Origin of the sequence: Allomuricauda sp. d1 (assembly GCF_039592695.1) — a bacterium.
Taxonomy (GTDB): Bacteria; Bacteroidota; Bacteroidia; order Flavobacteriales; family Flavobacteriaceae; genus Flagellimonas_A.
Window position 1 is genome coordinate 54,489 of record NZ_JBBUTK010000001.1, and the last position, 19,855, is coordinate 74,343.

Genomic DNA, 19,855 nt, shown 5'->3' on the forward strand with positions numbered 1-19,855 from the left:
AAGGTTAAAGGTTAAAGGTTAAAGGTTAAAGGTGTTCATTTGCTTATTGCTTTATAGGACACTAATTTCACGAATTTGCACAAATGAAAAACTTGGAATTTGGATTTTGTCATTTGGAATTTCGGACAGATTTAGACCCTTCAATCACTTTCTTCTTCAGACCTTCTTTATAGTCTAAGACCTTTTGTAATACTGCGGCATCTGAACTGCCAATGATCTGTGCGGCCAGTATTCCTGCATTTTTTGCCCCGTTCAACGCTACGGTTGCCACGGGCACACCACCAGGCATCTGAAGGATAGAAAGCACCGAATCCCAACCATCAATGCTATTGGAGCTTTTTACAGGCACCCCGATAACCGGAAGCGGCGACAGTGAAGCCACCATTCCTGGTAAATGTGCGGCACCGCCTGCACCTGCAATGATGGCAGCATATCCGTTTTTATGGGCGTTTTTGCCAAACTCGACCATCTTTTCAGGGGTGCGATGGGCGGAGACGATGTCCACATCGACCTCAATGTCAAATTCTTTTAAGATATCAATGGCATCTTGCATGACCGGTAGGTCACTGGTGCTGCCCATGATGATGGCTATTTTGCTCATTTGCTGATTACTTTGATTTTTTCCTTTACTTGTTGCGCTATTTCACGTGCCCTATCAATATTTTCATTGACAATGGTTACGTGCCCCATCTTTCTGAAAGGTCGCGTTTGTTTTTTGCCATATATATGGGGCGTCACTCCTCTTTTCCCAAGAATAGCCTCAATATTTTCATACACCACTTCTCCCGTATACCCTTCGGCACCGACCAAATTGACCATAATGCCAGCTAACTTGCTATCGGTTTTTCCCAACGGCAGCCCCAAAATGGCACGGATATGTTGCTCAAATTGGTTGGTATAACTGGCTTCAATGCTGTAATGTCCACTATTATGGGGTCGGGGGGCCACTTCGTTCACCAAGATTTTATCATCCTGGGTCTGAAAAAGCTCAACCGCCAATAAACCCACATGGCCGATATGTTCTGAAACTTTTAAAGCTATTTCCTGTGCTTTTTTGGCGACGGTTTCTTGAATTCGAGCTGGACAGATGACATATTCCACTTGATTGGCCTCGGGATGGAACTCCATCTCAACCACAGGGTAGGTTTTGACCTCGCCATGGGTGTTTCTTGCCACGATGACAGCCAATTCATTCTTGAAGTTGACCAACTGCTCTGCAATGCATTCCCCTGGTGGCAACCCTTCTAAATCCTCGAGCTTGCGAACAATTTTTACGCCTTGACCGTCATAACCGAAACGTGCCGCTTTCCAAACGAAAGGCAAATTGACCCCGCCATTCTCTATGGCATCCTCAATTTCAGAAGTGTAGGCAAATCGGGTAAAGGGCGCTGTGGGTATGCTGTTGTCTGTGTAAAATAGTTTTTGAGCGGCTTTGTTCTGAATGGTCCGTAATGCTTTTGTCGGTGGATACACTTTCTTTCCCTCGGCTTCCAGCTTTTCCAACGCATCTATGTTGACATTCTCGATTTCAATAGTGAGTACATCAACATCCTTCCCAAAATTGTACACGGCATCAAAATCCAACAGATTACCCAAAACAAATTCGTTACAGGCGATTTTGCAGGGGGCTTCCTCAGAGGCATCCATCACTTTGGTGTAAATGTCCCATTTTCGGGTTTCGTACAGCAACATTTTTCCCAATTGTCCGCCGCCTAAAATTCCGAGTTTGAAATCCGAAGAAAAATAGTTCATAAGAACGCCACTTTCAAGTGTTCGCAAAAATACATGGAAATCCTAAAACGCTCAGTAATACTGTTCAAAAAGAACGCTGCAAAATGTTATCTTTGCCAACCCCAAAAAATTGAGAACACGTGATAAAGTTGCACGACAAACAATTCAAACCCTTTTTGAGCGAGGCTGATATACAACAGGCTGTCAAAAAAATCGCCGATGAGGTAGCCCGTGATTACAAGAACAAGACACCCATTTTTGTTGGGGTGCTTAACGGGGCCTTTATGTTTGTTTCCGATTTTTTGAAACAATATCCGCATCCCTGCGAGGTAACTTTTGTCAAGATGGGTTCGTACCAGGGATTGACATCAACGGGAATTGTAGAAACCTTGCTTGACATTTCTGAGGATATCGAGGGGCGAAGCGTCATTATTTTAGAGGATATCATCGATACGGGCAGAACCTTACAGCAATTGGTACACCTGTTCTCAAATACCAATGTGAAAGAGTTCAAAATCGCCTCGTTGTTCTATAAATCGGAAATCTACAACGGGGAGTACAATATCGATTATGTGGGATTGGAGATACCCAGTAGTTTCATCGTCGGCTATGGTCTCGATTACAACGAATTGGGGCGCAATTTGAGAGAAGTTTACCAACTAAACCAAACAGATATGATCAACCTAGTGCTTTTTGGAAAGCCAGGAGCAGGAAAAGGAACCCAAGCTGGGATTCTGAAAGAAAAATACAATTTGAAACACATTTCTACCGGTGATGTGTTTCGCTACAACATGAAAAATGGCACCGAATTGGGCAAATTGGCCCAGTCGTATATCGATAGGGGTGATTTGGTACCCGATGAAGTGACCATTGACATGCTCAAGGCCGAGGTAGAAAAGAACGCTGATGCGGCTGGTTTCATCTTTGATGGTTTTCCACGAACAGCAGCACAAGCAGAAGCATTGGATAATTTCTTGGATTCAAAGGATATGCAAGTCGATGCCACCATCGCCTTAGAGGCCGATGATGAAGTTTTGGTGCAACGTCTTTTGGAGCGGGGCAAAGAAAGCGGACGCAGCGATGACCAAGATGAAGAAAAAATCAGGAACCGTTTTGAAGAGTACAATCAAAAAACGGCTCCACTTCGCAAATACTATGAGGCTCAAGGCAAGTTTCACTCTGTAAACGGCATTGGTGAAATTGATGAGGTGACCAAAAGATTGAGTAAGGTGATTGATTCCTTGTAGTTTATATGTTTAAGAAGTTTATGTATTTATAGTATGACATATTTAACTTCAAACCTATAAACCTATAAACCCCCACAAACATGACTGAAGGCAATTTTGTCGACTATGTAAAAGTTCATGTGGCCTCAGGCAAAGGTGGTCAGGGTTCCACGCATCTTCGCAGAGAGAAATATGTTGCTCGGGGAGGGCCTGACGGTGGTGATGGCGGCCGTGGCGGTCACGCAATAGTACGGGGCAACAAAAATTTATGGACGCTCGTTCATTACAAATTCCAGAAACACTTTAAGGCAGGCCACGGCGAACATGGCAGCAAACAACGCAGTACGGGTGCCGACGGGGCCGATGTGTACTTAGAAGTGCCTTTGGGCACTGTTGTTCGTGATACGGCGTCGAATGAAATTTTGTTCGAGATTACCGAAGACGGGGAAGAAAAAATAGTTGCAGAAGGAGGATTGGGTGGTCGCGGCAACTGGCATTTTAAATCCGCCACCAATCAAACCCCACGGTATGCCCAACCTGGTATTGAAGGTCAAGAAAGACAACTGACCCTTGAATTAAAGGTATTGGCCGATGTGGGTTTGGTGGGTTTCCCCAATGCGGGCAAATCGACATTGCTTTCTGTGATGACCTCTGCCAAGCCCAAAATTGCCGATTATGAGTTCACGACCTTAAAACCCAATTTGGGTATTGTCGAGTATCGCGATTTTCAGAGCTTTGTGATGGCCGATATTCCCGGAATCATTGAAGGCGCTGCCGAAGGCAAAGGTTTGGGTCATTATTTCTTACGGCATATTGAGCGGAATGCAACGCTCTTGTTTTTGATTCCCGCAGATAGCAAGGATATTTCAAAAGAATATGAAATCTTGTTGGATGAACTCCGAAGGTACAATCCAGAATTGTTGGACAAACAACGCCTTGTCGCCATTTCAAAAAATGATATGCTCGATGAAGAGTTGATGGCCGAGATGGATGAAGCCCTGAAAGAAGATTTTTCAGATATGGAGTATCTCTTTATTTCTTCAGTGGCCCAACAGGGTATTACCGAGTTGAAAGATAGGCTTTGGGCACTGTTGAACGAATAACATTCTTTTTGTAATTTTAAAAAAGATAAAACAATTCCCCCTCCCTGTCATCCTGAGCGCAGTCGAAGGAAGGGAGGGGTGCCTTTTTCAAAGAAAAAATTGGGGTGGGTTTTTCAAAGATTTTTTTTGATGATGAAACAACTTAAAATTTTTTTGGTCGTACTTGTTATGGCGTCCTGCAACGCAGTCCGCGTGAACTACGATTATGATAAAACCACGGACTTTTCCAACTATTCCACATATAATTATTTTTCCGATATGGATATCGGCCTGAGCGGACTCGATGAAAAGCGTCTGCTACGAGCCCTCGACTCTGCCTTGCAGTCAAAAGGCTATCTCTTGGCCGAGGAACCTGACTTTTTGATCAATATTCTTAGTTCATCATTTCGTCGTGGACCGAACAATTCCGTTGGCGTAGGTGTTGGCGGTACAGGAAGAAATGTCGGTGGGGGCGTTTCTGTCGGAATTCCCGTAGGGGGCTCTGGTTTGGCCCGCAGCATTCAGTTTGACTTCGTTGACGCAGAGAAAGATGCCCTGTTTTGGCAGGCTATCAGTGAAAGTAGTTTTAGTGACAATGCTTCCCCAAGTGTTCGGGAAGCCCAATTGCAAAAGGTCGTGGCGAAGGTATTTTCAAAGTTTCCTCCTGAAACAAAATAGCTTTTCCGTTCGCACCTGTCATTTTACCGCTAGCCATATTTCTTGAGCAAATCCTCTTAAACCTTATATATTTGAGCCACAGTTGGTAACAAATTGTTTGATGCCACTACATATCAATAAACAATTAAAAAATAAGTCATGAAAATTAGTAAAAGTCAAGCCTTGACAGGGCTGCTATTCCTTTTTGTCGGCTTGACAGGATTTGCTCAAGAAATAAACGGCTCTTGGAAAGGAAACCTAGACGTTCAGGGTACAAAAATGCCCTTGATTTTTAATGTCTCCGAAGAAAGTGGAGAAATCAGCGCCACTATGGACAGCCCCTCGCAAGGGGCAACCGACATTCCTATGGATGAGACAACCTTTATCGATAATACATTGACCATCGTATTCAAACAGGCTGGAATAAAATATGTCGGGGAATTACAATCGGATAAAATTTCAGGAACCTTCTATCAAGGCGGTATGGAGCTTCCATTGGTCCTTGAAAAGACTGAAAAAACCATTCCGGGCAATCCAGAATTGGTCAGCAGTGACGGTGCACTTCAAGAATTGATGAGCTTGGATAAAGGTGACCATAAATATGCGGTTGAGGATTATTTTGCCAAGCCAAAGGCATCAACTTTCCGATTTTCACCAGATGGAAAGTACATTTCTTACCGAGAAAAAGATGAGAATGGCAAGCGCCATATTTACGTAAAGGAAATTGCTACGGGCAATGTGACCCGCGCCATAGAAGAAAAAGAAGAATTGGTGCGTGGGTATGCTTGGTTGAACAACAATCGTTTGGCCTATATTTCCGATAAGGGCGGCGACGAAAACTATCATGTCTTTGCTGCTGATCTAGATGGTGGCAATCTTAAGGATTTAACGCCTTTTGATGGTGTACAGGCCCAATTCTCAAATTTATTGGAAGAAGACAAACATCATATCATTGTCAATCTCAACAAAAACAATCCGCAGATATTTGAACCCTATAAAGTTAATGTCGATACGGGTGAGTTGACCCAATTGTACGAAAACAGTGATGTGGCCAACCCGATAATGGGCTATAATTTTGATAAGGATGGAAACCTCAAAGGTTTTACCCGATTGAAGAACGGGGTTGAACAAGATTTCTATTACCAAGATGGCAATGGGGGATATTCCATTTTAAAAAGCCTTAGCTGGAAGGATAACTTTTCTGTTCTCAGTTTTGACTACGCTACTGAAAATGAACATGATGCTTATGTACTGTCCAATTTAGAGAGTGATAAAGCGAAAATCATTCGATATGATTTGAAAGAAGATAAAGTCTTAGGGGAGGTATTCGCAAATGAGAATTACGATGTTTCTGATATGTATCTATCCAAAAAACGAGGTTACGAGTTGGACTATGTGGGTTATGAAGGTGAGAAGAATGTGGTGGTGCCTATCAGCGAATCATACAAAAGGCTTCACGAGCGCATTACAGATGAATTTCCTGAGTATCAATATTCGATTGTAGATGCAACCGACGCTGAAGATAAACTTTTGGTGTTTTTGCAGAGCGATAAATTGTATGGCGAGTACCACTCGTATGATGTTGCCAAAGATGAATTTACATTTCTGTACAATTTGATGCCCCAACTGAAAAAGGAAGACATGGCCGAAATGCGACCTATCACTTTTCAAAGTAGGGATGGTAAAACCATACATGGTTATATCACATTGCCGAAAGCTGCATTGAACGGTGAAAAAGTACCTGTAATTGTGAATCCGCATGGTGGGCCACAGGGCATTCGTGATTCTTGGGGTTTCAATCCTGAAGCGCAGTTGTTCGCGAGTAGGGGATATGCCACACTTCAAGTAAATTTCAGGATTTCTGGCGGCTACGGGCGTGAATTTTTAGAATCTGGCTTTAAACAGATTGGCCGTAAAGCCATGGATGATGTCGAGGATGGCCTAAAATATGTGGTCGAGCAAGGTTGGGTAGATAAGGATAAAGCAGCTATTTACGGCGGTAGCCATGGTGGATATGCCGTATTGCGTGGCCTGACGAAGACTCCCGATCTGTATGCCTGCGGAGTTGATTATGTGGGTGTTTCAAACCTTTTCACCTTTATGGATTCTTTCCCAGAGTATTGGAAGCCTTATTTAGAGATTGTCAGGGAAATTTGGTATGATGAAACCATCCCCGAAGAGAAAAAGATTATGGAAGAAGTTTCCCCAGTTTACCAAATTGAAAAAATCAAAAAACCCCTATTTGTGGTACAAGGAGCAAATGACCCAAGGGTCAACATCAATGAATCTGACCAAATTGTGGAAGCACTGCGCGCCAAAGGTCAAGATGTACCCTATATGGTCAAATATGATGAAGGCCATGGTTTCGGCAAGGAAGAGAATTCGATTGAGCTCTATAAAGCGATGATGGGCTTTTTTGCCAAACATTTAAACGAACAAGAAGTACAGAAACCTATAAAGGGGTAAATTCAATTATACTGACCAATATGAAAATGGGGGCCAAAAGCCCCCATTTTTCTTTCTGAGAAAGAATAGTATATAATTCTTCAACTGTCCTTTACCGTTCAGTAAATCAAAATTACCGCTGGCCATAATTCTGTTTACTGAAGGGTTCTCTATAAATACATTTGTGTTGTAATCATTTCATAAACTAAAAAACGAACAGTCATGATAGCAGTTGTAAAATTGATCATCAGCATTTTGGTCAGCATCATTTTTTAATCAATTATGGTAAGGACAACTACAAGTTTGGAGCAGATTGACAACACAAAGAAGCAAAAGTTTAATAAGTGAGATATGAATAATAATGTATTTGTAAGCATATTGGCAGGAATACTATTCGGCTTCTCGGCTCTTCTAATGTTCTTTCGAGCTGATGAACCGGTTTCTGTAGCCTTATTAAGTATTTCAGGAATTTTGATGTTCATCTACGCATGGAGAATAAGAAACAAAAAGAATACAGATTGTAATCTAAATTCAGGTCAGAATGAAAATTAAAGACACAATACTTATTGCAGGTGCAATATTGGTCGCTTCCGCAATCTTGGCTTTAGGAAAGTTTGAAAACTCCAATCTTATAGTTTCGACCATCATGGTGGTCATTGCAATTGGTCTGTTGGTCATTGGCTATAGAAAAGACAACGGAAAGTTAAGCGCTTGCCTAAAAAAAAGACCATCAAATCACAAAGTCGTTGGAATCACGCTTATGGTCGTGCTCGTGTTTTTTGGCTTGGGTTTTTCCGTTGGGAAACTTATCTATCTTTGGTCACAACAGATGTAACTCCTTTAGTAACCTTTGATGAATTTATCGGATAAGAAACGCAATCGTATTTTTTGGATCTTGCAGTTTGCAGGATGGGGTTTTGTCAATTGTCTTTCACTGTTTGTCTTAAAAAAGGTAGGTTTCGAATTCGTTGCTTACTCCATACTTTTCGGTATGCTGATAGGTATCGGGTCTACTTCCTTGCTTCGGTGGTATGTCAAGCGCAATGTTGATTTTGAAGCCTTCAGAGTTGTTGATTTTGTCAAAATAGGAGTCTCTTTTCTGGTAGCCTCCGCTATTTTTGGTTTTTCAAACTACCTTTTTGGCTATATCTATGCCAAGTACGGGCCGAGTCTTTCAGAAGAACATATTGAAATGTTCAAAATGTACGACGGCTTTTGGATACAGGCCATCAATTCATTGTTCATGGTCGGGGCATGGCTGGTCACCTATCTCGTCATCAAGTTGTTGCTCAAGCTCAATCGTGATCGAATTGACAGACTGGAGCTCAATACCAACCTCAAACAAGCGCAATTGAACACTTTAAAAGGGCAAATCAATCCACATTTTATGTTCAACAGCCTGAACAATATACGTGGATTGATGTTGGAGGATGTGGAGAAATCACGTGAAATGTTAACTAAACTTTCCGAAATGTTGCGCTATTCATTGACCAAAAATAATACGAATGCTATTGCCGTTGAGGAAGAGCTGGAAATGGTCGATAACTATATTGCCCTTTCAAAAATTCAGTTTGAAGACCGTCTGGATTTTAAAAAGGATGTGGACAGTGAAGCTATGCAAGTTCAGATTCCACCCATGATTATTCAATTGTTGGTAGAAAATGCTACAAAACACGGTATTTCCAATTTAAAAAAAGGGGGGGCAATTTCTTTGGATATCCATAGAAATGAGAAAAATCTGGAAATTCAGGTCCGCAATACAGGAACACTCAAAATAGACAAGGATTCTACCCAATTGGGCATCAAAAACATCAAACAGCGGTTGAAGCTGTTGTATGGTGAGGCAGGCATTTTTGCACTGACTGAAGAGAATGGTGAGGTGGTGGCCGATATTAAAATTCCTTTGTCATGACTATCAAGACTGTCATCGTCGAGGATTCCCGTTTGGCCAGAAACGAACTCAAAGAATTGATTAAGGGGCATGCAGAGATTGAGGTGGTTGGTGAGGCTGAGAATGTGGACAAGGGAGTTGAATTGATTCAAAACACCCAACCCGATTTGTTGTTTTTGGATATCAACATGCCCGAAAAAGACGGATTTGAACTGTTGGAAATGCTCGATGAGGTACCCATTACCGTTTTTACCACGGCCTTTGATGAGTATGCCATCAAGTCTTTTGAATACAATGCCCTTGATTATCTGCTCAAACCCATCAACGCCAAACGTTTTGCCGTGGCCATGGACAAGGTAAAAGCCAAGTTAGAAGGAAACCAAGAAACAGCTTCTGATGGACAAAAACTTTCCGAAACCAGTCAAATTTTCATCAAAGAAGGTGAAAAGTGTTGGTTGGTCAAAATTGGTGACATTTCACACTTTGAGATTGTCGGCAATTACACTCGGGTATTTTTTCAGGGTGAAAAGCCCATGCTCTACAAATCGTTGAACCAAGTGGAGGAAAAACTGCCCGAAACCTCTTTTTTTAGGGCCAATCGGCAGCAAATCGTAAATACCAATTTTGTTATGGAAGTCATTCCATGGTTCAAAGGCAAGCTCAAACTCAAAATGCAAAATGGCGATGAGGTCGAAGTATCTCGGCGGCAGTCCTATATCTTTAAGGATAAGATGAGTCTTTAAAAGTTCAAGCTCAAGTTTCAAATTCAAGTTCAGTTTTTTGCTATACGCTATACGCTATACGCTATACGCTATACGCTATACGCTATACGCGGCAATTATGCACTTTTCACTTACAAACTGTTCACTAATCACTGTTTACTTCTGACCGAAACCCTGACCCCCTCAGAATGACTACTGAACTCAGGCGCATATATGCTTTGAATGGTGGTAATACCATTGCTGAAATCCCCTGCATTGTTGACCCTTAAATCATACTCAAAAACATATACCCCTTTCGGTAAATAGTCAAAAAAGAAATTGGTGCTCGCATCTTTGGTGCTTTCGTAATAACCGAGTCCGTCTTGCCATTTGTATCTTGATATGACATTGACAGGCTCAAATCCTGCAGCGCGCATATCTTTCATGTGAATGAACTCCATGTCGCGGTTAGCACGCAATTCAATGCGAACACGAACAAGGTCGCCCACTTTTAAATCAGTTTCTGGAGTGATTTCCGAAATCTGCTCCCCTGTATCTGTATTTTTCTTGAGAAACAACTTTTTCTTCAATTTCAGGGGAGTCTCTGCGGAAGTGATTTTGTCCAAATCCTCAAAATACTGCCAGTAGAGTGCTCCCCATGCAATTCCCTCACCTTTTTTGGTCAATTGTACTTCGGCCATTTTAGGTTCGACTTCGCTTCCATCCCAAGAGGTTTTGAAATAACCAGTGCCTGCTTCCACTTTGACATCTTCCAATTCCGAAAGATTTATTTTTTTATCCCCAACCAAAACGTCAACCGCTTCGGTGACCGAGAGCCAATCACTGCCTTGTAGCAATAAGGCATAGACCGCCTCGGTCGTGGCCTTGGTGGTTTTCCATTGATTCGTCTGTTTGTTTTTGAGCAACCAGACCTTCAGGTTATCAATAGTTTCCACATCATTTTCTATCTCACCAAACGCTTCTATCATCAAAGCCTGTGTTTCAATGGGGGCTTGGTACCAGTACCACGAGGCGGTATTTTCCTTCCAGTACATGCCCAGTTCTTCATTGGTAATGCTATTTTCTTTGAGGGAACGCAATATTTTGTTCGCCGTGGCAGAATCATCCATACGGTGCAAGACCAAGACCAACATCCCTTTTAAATACAATCTTCTGTTGGGCCAATATTTCTGGGCCTGACCTTTGTAGTAGCCCATGATATCAGTCACTTTTTTGGAAGTCTTGACCTCTTTGAAGAAACTCCGCATGTAGAGATACTGAATCTGCATAGGACTCAAATGGTCATCGTTCAGATTGGCAGCATATTTTTTCATCTGTTCATATTCCTTGACAAATTCCGCATCGAGATAGGCAATGGCTTTTTGGAGCATGTTATTTTCTTGCGCTTCGACTGCGCTCAGCGTGACATTTAAGTGTTTTAAATGGCCCAATCCCGTGACAATATGTTGGGTGATATAGCGATTGGCCCTTCCACCCTTAAACCAGGGCCAGGCACCAGATGACATCTGGTTCTGCTGTAGTTTGTTCAAGGCATTGGTTTGTTCATTTTTCATTTTGTTCAGGTCGAACAATAGCGCGATGCGCTTTTTCTGCTCTGTCTCCGATTGGGCATCTCGCAGCCAAGGGGTTTCTTGGATCAACAATGATTTTAGTTCTTGTTTTTTTTCAAGGTTACTCAACAGCGCATCAGAATTCCGCCACTGGTCAAAAACTTCCTTGATACGTGGATTGCTATTCGCAATATGGCTTGCCAGTGTATTCGCATAATATTTGGCAAAGGTCTGCTCGTTGCACTCGTAGGGATACTCCATTAAATAGGGCAGGGCCTGTACCGCATACCATGCGGGATTCGAAGTGACTTCCAGTGTCAGTTTATGATGGCTCAAAGTTGTTGATGTATGCTCCCTTAACTTTTCAAGTTCAAAAGTCTTGGTCTGATTGCTGCGTACCCACATCGGTAAGGTCTCGGTGACCAACATACGGTTGGTCAATACGGGCAATACGTTTTGCTCCCCATCGCTAAAATCCCCTGCTTTTGCCAATACGGTGTATTGCACTGCTTGCAGCCCTTTCGGAATCTTGAGACGCCATGAGACTTGGGCGTTGCCTAGGGAATCTACAGAGAAAGGAGCCCCCTCTGACTCCCCCACAGGGGGAGAAACGAGCAACTGTGTTGAAATATCCTGACCTGATACGGCATCGACCAGTTGTAACTTCGCTCGTCCTGAAAGTTTTTTATCGGTCAGATTGGAAATTTTGGTACTAATGGTAATCTCATCGCCTTCCCTTAAAAATCTGGGCGCATTGGGTATCACCATCAATTCTTTTTGGGTTACGGTGGTCATTTCGGTGTATGCGCTTTGTGCCGTTTTGGTATGGGCCAATAGCTGAAGTTTCCATTGGGTCAAGGCCTCAGGCGTGGTAAAACTGAACGAAACGTTGCCCTCGGTATCGGTTTGTAATTGCGGAAAGAAAAAAGCGGTTTCCTGTAGATTTTTACGGATGGCGACTTCACCAAAACTTGTTTCTTGTGCTTCTTTTTGTTCGTCTCTTATCGATTGTTGCTGTGGTCTGTTGGCTTCCTTATCGGCTTTTGACATGGGAGCTGCTGCGGCATCGCCCAACACTACTTCATCCAAAGCCACATCTTCTTCCATTTCATTGGCTACTATGCCGAGTGGAGCACCTTCTGCCCTCATCATTCGGCTTCTTTTGGATAATGCACCGTAGCGATATCCAAAATGGAGCCCAAACCAATCAAACGAATCATAGTATTGGGGTGTGTAGCTATACTCGTTGGAAAAGTTGTTGTACACCCGAAATCCTTCCGTACCAAAACTATGGTAGGCGTTATGGTAGCTGTTGGAGTAGTAGGTTGGGCGATAGTTGAAACTCGCGTTCCAGTAATGCCCCCGAAAAGCATCCAAGGAAGCATCGTACATACTGGCCAAGAGTTCGGCGGTCACTTTATCGCCTTTGGGCCCCTTGATCTTGAACGACCACGTTTCTTCAGCACTGGGGTTCAGTTTGTCTCGAAACGTAACGGTCTCGATTTCAAGGTCTGTGACAGGGTAGGGCACTGGTACGGTCATTGAACCTGATTTGAATCCGTTGAAGGCCGAAAAGCTGTAGTTGATGGCAAAACCGCCCAAATCAGCCTCGGTCACGGGCACAGAAAAGCTTTTTGAACCATCGCTCAACGATATGGTTCTGGTTTCCATAACCTTACGGTCTTTTTCGATTGTTACGGTGACGACTAGGTTTTTGGCTGTGGAGGCTACCGTAACTTTTACTTTCTCCCCTATTTTGTATGTTGATTGGTCAAGTTGGATGTCGAACAACTGGTTATCGGGCAGTTTGGTTTCATCTTCGTCTACGACGGTCGTCATGGCCTTTTCGGTGACTTGTTGCCCAAACTTGTCCGTTGTTTCCAATTCGAGCAGGTACTTTCCTGAATCCCATTTCTTTTCAGCTTTCAAGGCTACCCCATTTGTTTTGCCCGTATCGAAATCGCCTTCCCAAACCAAAGCCCTTTTTTTCCAGTTTTTTGGGTCACTTTCATTGCGGTATGCTTCATGGGGAAAGCGTTTTTTGAATTCTTCCTTTGTCCAGTTTTTATAGTCCGGGGCATTCCAAGGGCGGTCACGCAACACATATTCCGGGGCCTGTAACTTGTAGAGCTTTAAAGTACCCTTGGCATCCACGGGTTGGCCGTTGAGGTTGGTGGTGAAAATGGACAACGTATCTTTTTCACCTTTTTGCAAACGCTGTTGAAGCCCTATGTTGACACTCATGGCATGGTATCCCACCTGTACCACTGTTGTGGCAGAACGGGTCTCTCCGTTGATGTCCGTCACATCGGCAGTGATTTCATACGAGAACGTCGGTTGGTTTTCTTTGGGAACAGAGTTGTCTGGAATCGCCTTAAAATCGATCTCATAATGACCCGAAGCGTCGGAAGTGGTTTCCCCATGCGCAATTTCTTGTTCATTGGTGTTATAATACGGCCGGCTCCAATAATACCATCGTGGAAAATAGACTACCCGTTTGACCCGATAACCGACCTTGGCATCGGTAATGTTGCTTCCAGCATAGGCAGTGGCGGTGCCTTTGACCGTGATGCTGTCGTTGACCCGATAGGTTTCGGTCACAGGCTCAAAGGAAGTCTTAAACTTGGGCCTTTTGTATTCTTCGACCGAGAAATTGGTATTTGCGCTGAGATTTACGGCTTTTGAGGTGACCTGAATCGAGAAATTTCCAGTCAATCCGCTACTTGGCAACACAAACTCCCCAGAAAACGATCCAAATTCATTGGTCAAGAATTCTTGTTGGGCAACCTCTTGATAATTCACATCACGTAGCATTACGGTGACCTGCGTGTTCGGTTGTACCGAAGTAGCATCATTGGTAGTCTTCACGGTCATAATCCCCTTAAAATAAACTGTTTGGCCTGGGCGATAAATACTCCTATCGGTAAACAGAAAAGCATTGTAGCTGACGTTGTGCAGAATCCTCGAATTATATTTCTGTTGGATGTAGTACTCCCCAAAATGCGCCGTATCGCCGCTGTGGGTAGTTTTGATTTGCACAGATGTCCATGTCTTTGAGGGTGACGGAATGGTTACAACCCCATTTTTATCTGTGGTAAAAGTTTTGTTCAGTAAACCCCGATCGTAATTTTCTTGATAGGTCAGTTGTAATTTTGCCCCTTCTTTCGGCTGACCATTGTTTCGGTCAATGACCTGAAAACGGTGCTCGCCCTGCATTTGGGTCTCTACCACGGCCAAATCGGTTACCTGAACAGGAGCATAAGCGAAGGTGCCATTACCGCCGTCCTTTGGTTGGGCAAGTAGGATGTATTGTCCGTTTTTGAGTTCGGGCAACAGTATTTCGATACTGTGCTGTTTGTAATCATTTTCTTTTTTTAGGGAAGCCTCCCAAGTTTTTTCTGTAGGCAACTTTTTAATGAACGCCAATTGCTTGGATTCAGGGTAGAGCCTGTTCAATTTCTCAATGTCATTTTTTGAGGCTTTGTAGGCGGTCAGTGATAATCCATCCAGATTTTTATAATTGACCAGAATGCGTGAAGGTTTGTTGATGGGGATATGCCTTTCAAGGGTCATCTGTATATTTTTGGAAAGGATGTCAGCCTTTAATGCCCTGCACTTTTCAGCGCCCCGACTTTTGGGAAATTCAGCAATGACCGCTTCACAGATTTCGAGGGCCTCTTTTTGTTTCCAACGGTGTTCACCATTCCCCAGTGGCTGATACGTACTGCCCTGTTCATGGTGCAGTTTTGCGATTTCGTAACGGTACAGTGCAGCGACCTCGCTTTGTTTGAAGTTTTCTGCGGAATTCTGAAGGACTTCAAGATAATGTCGGTCTTTGTTCGAAAAGACCGCTTTTTGATGTATATAGTTCAAACGTTCAATATCCACATCGGCCAATGCCTTCGGGTCGGTATCGGAAAGGTGAAATTTGACCAAATCTTGGTAACAATGTATGGCTGTGGCCTGCAATGAGGTATCGTCGCGGGCATCAATCTTCAGTTGGGCAAAGGCATTGGCCTCGCAAAGAATATTGGGGTCGTCGATTTCAAATTTATCCGCAGGCCTTGTAATACTGTTTTCATCCGTTTTATAGAATTGCAGCGCGGTGTGTGCCAAGAGGTCAAACAGGGTAGGGCGGTAGATTTCAGAATGCTTTTGTTCGTTGAGAATGGGGTCGAATTCGCCTACCTCGATTTTTTGCAATTCCCCGGCATCTGCCAACGAGGCTTTAAAATGGATGTCTATTTCTTCGAAGAGCGTGGTCAGGTCCCACGTTCTGAAATCAATGGAATTTACCTTTGTTTCGGTTTCCGTGCGATTATAAAATTGATAGCGATTCTGTTGAAAATATTGCCAGTACAGGTTGGCCAGATAGCTTTCCAATACATTTTTGGTCGGGAAATCCGCTTTTTCAATCTCCGCCTTAAAATCGTTGACAATTTTGAGTTGGGCATCCTCTTGCAATGTCAAGGCATATTTTGAGGTATAGAGCAAGGCTTTGACAATTTGCGGTGAGTTATCCTCTTTTTTGGCCTCAACAAAGACGGTCTCAACTACCTTAAGCGCAGATTTGGTCAACGCCTCGTTTTCAAGTTTTTCAACCTGTTTCCAAAGCTCTGAATATGAATTGTTTTGGTCTTGTGCCTGTGTCATGTATGAGAATAAGAATAAAGTCAAAAAAACGGTCAATGCTTTCATCATCCATAAATTTACATAACAAAGATGTAGAAAAGCGATGCCAAAGACAATGAACAATTAGGGAAGTAGTAGGTTCGATTAGCTAAAGACCACTTTTTATAGTTTGTAAGCGATGATTCAATAAAAAGCCCCTTCTTTAGGAGGGGGGTTGGGGGAGGCTACAATGATTTCAACAACCCTCCATCGATAGGAATATTCGTTCCGTTGATATAGGCTGCCTTATCTGAAGCCAAGAAAGCGACCAGATAGCCATATTCCTCAGGCTTACCGATTCTTTTGACAGGTACTTGGTCTTCCATGGTTGAGCGGACTTCAGCTTGACTGACACCCATTTTTTCAGCTTTTTGGGCATTGAGGTTCGCAATACGCTCCGTATCAAAATAGCCCGTGAGCACGTTGTTAACGGTTATGCCCTCTTTTGCCACATCGAGCGAGAGACTTTTTGCCCAAGTGGCCACTGCAGCCCGTATCGAATTTGAAAGTGCTAAATAGTTCAACGGCTCTTTGACCGATATGGAGGCCACATTGATGATACGCCCCCACTGCGATTTCTGCATGTGCTTAAGGGCGAGTTCTGTTGTGAACACCACAGATTTGAATAAAACATCAAACGCATTTTGATAATCTGTGACCGACTTTTCAAGTGCCCCGCCACCCGCTGGTCCTTGGGTGTTGTTGACCAAAATATCAACGCTATTTGTTTCGAAATAAGTTGAAATGATTTTTTTATACCCTTCAAAATCAGAAAAGTCAACACTTAAAAATTGGTGTTTTTGGCCATCAACCGTGGGTAAACCTTCGATGATTGTTTTCATCGTATCAGCACTTCTTGCCATTAAAGTTACGCTTGCTCCGCTCTTGGCCAATTGCTTGGCAATGGCCTTGCCGATACCACGGCTACTGCCACCGACCAATGCTTTTTTTCCTTTTAGTGATATGTTCATGTGTAAAGGTTAATGGTTAACGGTTAATGGTTATTAGGGGGGAGACTATTAACATTTAACCATTAACTTATTTATATTCATCCCTAACCGGACAAAAAATATCCATCAACGTACAGGGTGTCAAAGCTTTTCCGCTATGTGGGGTGTTCGACGGAATGATGACCACATCGCCTGGTGTATAAACATTTGTTTTTCCATCCAGTGTAAATTCAAACCGACCCTCCACCACGTGCATGATCTGTTCATGATGATGGTGGTGTTCGGGCACTTCGGCTTCTTTTTCCACATCCCAAAAGACCCAGCTCATGGTCTCGGCATGTACCAGTTTGCCATGATATCCGGGCATGATTTCCTTTGATTTAATTTCGGATAAGTTCATATAGCTATTTTAGCTTTCAAGATAGAAATATCTCTCAAGTATACAGGTTGATTTATTCAAAGAATTGTCCCCTTGAGGGGACTTTAGGGGTGTTTTCTTGTTTTTTGTTCATTTCTTTGTGGTGCTTTCCTCTCGTAAACTCGTCGGAAGCAGTAAGAAACGAACCAAAGAAAGGACACTTTCTCCATAGGAATTTTTATCCGCCTAATGCGGATAAAACTGATGTCGAAACTTCGCCATCCCACCACGGCGGGACGAGTACCATTCGAAGCTTTCTCCATCTATTCTTGGAGAAAGAAAAAAATAGTTTATGAAAATCCATTTTATCGCCATTGGTGGCAGTGCCATGCACAATTTGGCCTTGGCCCTTGCACATAAAGGATACCAAGTCACGGGCAGTGACGACATCATCTATGAGCCTTCAAAAAGTCGGTTGAACGAAAAAGGATTGCTTCCAGAGGAGTTTGGCTGGTTTCCCGAAAAAATTTCCACGGATTTGGATGCGGTCATTTTGGGCATGCATGCCAAACCCGACAATCCTGAGTTGTTCAAGGCACAAGAACTGGGACTTCAAATCTTTTCCTATCCTGAGTTTTTATACGAACAATCCAAAGACAAAACGCGTGTCGTTATTGGAGGCAGCCATGGTAAAACGACCATCACTTCGATGATTCTACATGTGTTGAACTACTGGGATGTAAAGGTAGATTATATGGTCGGGGCACAGTTAGAGGGCTTTGACCGTATGGTACACTTGACCGAAGAAAATGATTTTATCGTGCTGGAAGGGGATGAATACCTCTCATCACCCATTGACCGAAGGCCAAAATTTCACCTGTACCATGCCAACATAGCCCTATTGAGCGGTATCGCATGGGACCATATCAATGTCTTCCCCACTTGGGAAAACTATGTACAGCAGTTCCAGATTTTTGTCGATGGCATTGTCAAGGGTGGAAGCATCACCTATAACGAAGAGGATGCGGAGCTTAAAAAAGTGGTGGAAGCTTCAGAAAATACCATCCGTAAGTTTCCGTACCGAACGCCTGACCATACGGTTGAAGATGGCACCACCTTTTTGGAAACTCCTGAAGGACCCATGCCCATTGAGATATTCGGTAAGCACAATCTCAACAATCTCGCTGGTGCCAAATGGATCTGTCAACAAATGGGCGTTGACGAAGCCGATTTTTATGAAGCCATTGCCTCATTTAAGGGCGCCTCAAAACGTTTAGAAAAAATTGCCGAGAACAGAACTTCTGTCGCCTTTAAAGATTTTGCCCACTCACCAAGCAAGGTGGCGGCAACCACAGCGGCGGTAGCTGCGCAGTATCCCAACCGTAGGGTATTGGCCTGTTTAGAGCTGCACACCTACAGCAGTTTGAATGCAGAATTTTTAAAAGAATATCAGGGAGCATTGAATCCAGCCGATGAAGCCGTGGTCTTTTATTCGCCCGAAGCGGTCAAAATAAAAAAATTGGATGCGGTCACCGAAACCCAAATAGCCGAAGCCTTTCAACGCGAAGATTTGAAGATTTTTACCGACCCAAAGGATTTTCAGGATTTTCTGTTTGGCCAAAATTTTGAGAACACCACCTTACTGTTGATGAGTTCCGGTAATTACGGGGGATTGGATTTTGAGGTTGTAAAGAAGAAGTTTGACTAATGCTGTAGGCACATTGACCCTCTTCGCAACAGTTATTCTATTTTATAAATGCCACTTTCGAGCATTAACGCACCGCTTTTTAAATGACCAAGAAGGTTTAACAATTTGGGTTTGGTGCTTTGGCCCATAAGAACATTCAGCCCCATTTTGGGTGGCCCAAACTCTTTCAATCTTATAACAAGTGCCTCAAAAAATGCTGTTCCGGCTTTGGTTTGATTTTTTGTCGACAACTGCTTGAACCCAAGCTCATTCAAGATTTCGTTCATTTGGTTGGTCTTGAACAGAAAACTGTGCGCTGCTGAAGAGGCCCAAGGCATCGGATATTCTACGATGTCATCATTGTTTTTGAATATATCGTAGTACAGGAAAAGACCACGATGTCTCAAAACCCTTTTAATCTCTGAATAGAATTTTTTCTTTTCGGGGATGTTCATTTGGGCATGTTGGGTCCAAACTGCATCAAATGAACCATCATCAAACGGAAGGTTTGCAGCGTCCCCGACCAAAAATTTGGTCTTATGGTCAAGTTTTACCAATTTAGACAGTGCTCTAGCAGTTCTAATATACTCATGTGAAAGGTCGATGCCCGTGACGTTGCAATTGTAGTCATCTGCCAGCATGCGACATGGCCCCCCAAGGCCACAGCCTATATCAAGTACCTCAAGCCCGTTCAGGTCAGCTTCTTTGGCAAGCTCTTTCGAGACTTCAGCTCCCCGTACATGAAATTCATCAACACCTGCAATATCACTTCGGGTAACGGAGTCTAAATCAACCTCCATTTCTTTTAAACGGGTAATAATGTCTTCAAACAACCTTTCTTTTAGATAATGTTTCTCGATATTTTGGTTTAGATTTTTCATTAAC

14 protein-coding genes are annotated in these 19,855 nt (G+C 43.1%); 8 read left to right on the plus strand and 6 right to left on the minus strand.

Annotation, left to right across the window (positions count from 1 at the left end; translation table 11 throughout):
* Positions 1 to 109 precede the first annotated feature (109 nt).
* Positions 110 to 601, minus strand: a complete 492-nt coding sequence (gene purE / locus AAAH86_RS00215) for a 5-(carboxyamino)imidazole ribonucleotide mutase (protein ID WP_343485480.1) — start codon at positions 599 to 601, stop codon at positions 110 to 112.
* Positions 598 to 1,752 carry a 5-(carboxyamino)imidazole ribonucleotide synthase gene (locus AAAH86_RS00220; protein WP_343485481.1) on the minus strand — a complete coding sequence of 385 codons (1,155 nt, stop codon included), beginning with the start codon at positions 1,750 to 1,752 and terminating at the stop codon, positions 598 to 600. Before AAAH86_RS00220 ends, purE begins: the two co-directional genes overlap by 4 nt.
* A gap of 119 nt (positions 1,753 to 1,871) precedes the next feature.
* On the opposite strand from AAAH86_RS00220, the gene AAAH86_RS00225 reads away from it, so the two are divergent.
* From AAAH86_RS00225 to AAAH86_RS00255, 7 genes are all read left to right on the plus strand, one after another.
* Positions 1,872 to 2,978: an adenylate kinase gene (locus AAAH86_RS00225; protein WP_343485482.1), complete on the plus strand. Its 1,107-nt coding sequence runs from the start codon at positions 1,872 to 1,874 to the stop codon at positions 2,976 to 2,978.
* Between the two features lie 80 nt (positions 2,979 to 3,058).
* Positions 3,059 to 4,060, plus strand: coding sequence for a GTPase ObgE (obgE, locus tag AAAH86_RS00230; protein ID WP_343485483.1), 1,002 nt, complete (start codon positions 3,059 to 3,061; stop codon positions 4,058 to 4,060).
* A 129-nt stretch (positions 4,061 to 4,189) separates the two neighbouring features.
* Positions 4,190 to 4,717, plus strand: a complete 528-nt coding sequence (locus AAAH86_RS00235) for a DUF4136 domain-containing protein (protein ID WP_343485484.1) — start codon at positions 4,190 to 4,192, stop codon at positions 4,715 to 4,717.
* Between the two features lie 138 nt (positions 4,718 to 4,855).
* Entirely contained in the window at positions 4,856 to 7,162 is a 2,307-nt protein-coding gene (locus tag AAAH86_RS00240) for a S9 family peptidase (RefSeq protein ID WP_343485485.1), read from the plus strand.
* Positions 7,163 to 7,682: 520 nt separating this feature from the next.
* Positions 7,683 to 7,976: a hypothetical protein gene (locus tag AAAH86_RS00245; RefSeq protein WP_343485486.1), complete on the plus strand. Its 294-nt coding sequence runs from the start codon at positions 7,683 to 7,685 to the stop codon at positions 7,974 to 7,976.
* A 156-nt stretch (positions 7,977 to 8,132) separates the two neighbouring features.
* Positions 8,133 to 9,053 carry a histidine kinase gene (locus tag AAAH86_RS00250; RefSeq protein WP_343485487.1) on the plus strand — a complete coding sequence of 307 codons (921 nt, stop codon included), beginning with the start codon at positions 8,133 to 8,135 and terminating at the stop codon, positions 9,051 to 9,053.
* The gene (locus AAAH86_RS00255; RefSeq protein ID WP_343485488.1) at positions 9,050 to 9,775 is read left to right on the plus strand and encodes a LytTR family DNA-binding domain-containing protein; all 726 of its coding nucleotides are present in this window, start codon (positions 9,050 to 9,052) and stop codon (positions 9,773 to 9,775) included. Before AAAH86_RS00250 ends, AAAH86_RS00255 begins: the two co-directional genes overlap by 4 nt.
* Positions 9,776 to 9,903: 128 nt before the next feature.
* On the opposite strand, the gene AAAH86_RS00260 is transcribed toward AAAH86_RS00255, so the two are convergent.
* From AAAH86_RS00260 to AAAH86_RS00270, 3 genes are all read right to left on the minus strand, one after another.
* Entirely contained in the window at positions 9,904 to 16,005 is a 6,102-nt protein-coding gene (locus AAAH86_RS00260; RefSeq protein ID WP_343485489.1) for an MG2 domain-containing protein, read from the minus strand.
* A gap of 155 nt (positions 16,006 to 16,160) precedes the next feature.
* Positions 16,161 to 16,946 (minus strand): SDR family oxidoreductase, encoded by a 786-nt coding sequence (locus tag AAAH86_RS00265; RefSeq protein ID WP_343485490.1) that lies wholly within the window; start codon positions 16,944 to 16,946, stop codon positions 16,161 to 16,163.
* A 67-nt stretch (positions 16,947 to 17,013) separates the two neighbouring features.
* Positions 17,014 to 17,325, minus strand: a complete 312-nt coding sequence (locus AAAH86_RS00270) for a cupin domain-containing protein (protein ID WP_343485491.1) — start codon at positions 17,323 to 17,325, stop codon at positions 17,014 to 17,016.
* Positions 17,326 to 17,635: 310 nt separating this feature from the next.
* Between AAAH86_RS00270 and AAAH86_RS00275 the strand changes: the two genes are divergently transcribed.
* Positions 17,636 to 18,991: a Mur ligase family protein gene (locus AAAH86_RS00275; protein WP_343485492.1), complete on the plus strand. Its 1,356-nt coding sequence runs from the start codon at positions 17,636 to 17,638 to the stop codon at positions 18,989 to 18,991.
* A 32-nt stretch (positions 18,992 to 19,023) separates the two neighbouring features.
* On the opposite strand, the gene AAAH86_RS00280 is transcribed toward AAAH86_RS00275, so the two are convergent.
* A complete protein-coding gene (locus tag AAAH86_RS00280; RefSeq protein ID WP_343485493.1) occupies positions 19,024 to 19,851 on the minus strand; it encodes a methyltransferase domain-containing protein in 828 nt (275 codons plus the stop codon).
* Positions 19,852 to 19,855: the final 4 nt, after the last annotated feature.

What these genes read in the sequence shown, in the direction of transcription:
- AAAH86_RS00270 (WP_343485491.1), bottom strand. Translation starts at nt 17,325, where the DNA reads ATGAACTTATCCGAAATTAAATCAAAGGAAATCATGCCCGGATATCAT.
- AAAH86_RS00275 (WP_343485492.1), top strand. Translation starts at nt 17,636, where the DNA reads ATGAAAATCCATTTTATCGCCATTGGTGGCAGTGCCATGCACAATTTG.
- AAAH86_RS00265 (WP_343485490.1), bottom strand. Translation starts at nt 16,946, where the DNA reads ATGAACATATCACTAAAAGGAAAAAAAGCATTGGTCGGTGGCAGTAGC.
- AAAH86_RS00220 (WP_343485481.1), bottom strand. Translation starts at nt 1,752, where the DNA reads ATGAACTATTTTTCTTCGGATTTCAAACTCGGAATTTTAGGCGGCGGA.
- AAAH86_RS00235 (WP_343485484.1), top strand. Translation starts at nt 4,190, where the DNA reads ATGATGAAACAACTTAAAATTTTTTTGGTCGTACTTGTTATGGCGTCC.
- AAAH86_RS00260 (WP_343485489.1), bottom strand. Translation starts at nt 16,005, where the DNA reads ATGATGAAAGCATTGACCGTTTTTTTGACTTTATTCTTATTCTCATAC.
- purE (WP_343485480.1), bottom strand. Translation starts at nt 601, where the DNA reads ATGAGCAAAATAGCCATCATCATGGGCAGCACCAGTGACCTACCGGTC.
- AAAH86_RS00255 (WP_343485488.1), top strand. Translation starts at nt 9,050, where the DNA reads ATGACTATCAAGACTGTCATCGTCGAGGATTCCCGTTTGGCCAGAAAC.
- AAAH86_RS00280 (WP_343485493.1), bottom strand. Translation starts at nt 19,851, where the DNA reads ATGAAAAATCTAAACCAAAATATCGAGAAACATTATCTAAAAGAAAGG.
- AAAH86_RS00245 (WP_343485486.1), top strand. Translation starts at nt 7,683, where the DNA reads ATGAAAATTAAAGACACAATACTTATTGCAGGTGCAATATTGGTCGCT.
- AAAH86_RS00240 (WP_343485485.1), top strand. Translation starts at nt 4,856, where the DNA reads ATGAAAATTAGTAAAAGTCAAGCCTTGACAGGGCTGCTATTCCTTTTT.
- AAAH86_RS00250 (WP_343485487.1), top strand. Translation starts at nt 8,133, where the DNA reads ATGCTGATAGGTATCGGGTCTACTTCCTTGCTTCGGTGGTATGTCAAG.
- obgE (WP_343485483.1), top strand. Translation starts at nt 3,059, where the DNA reads ATGACTGAAGGCAATTTTGTCGACTATGTAAAAGTTCATGTGGCCTCA.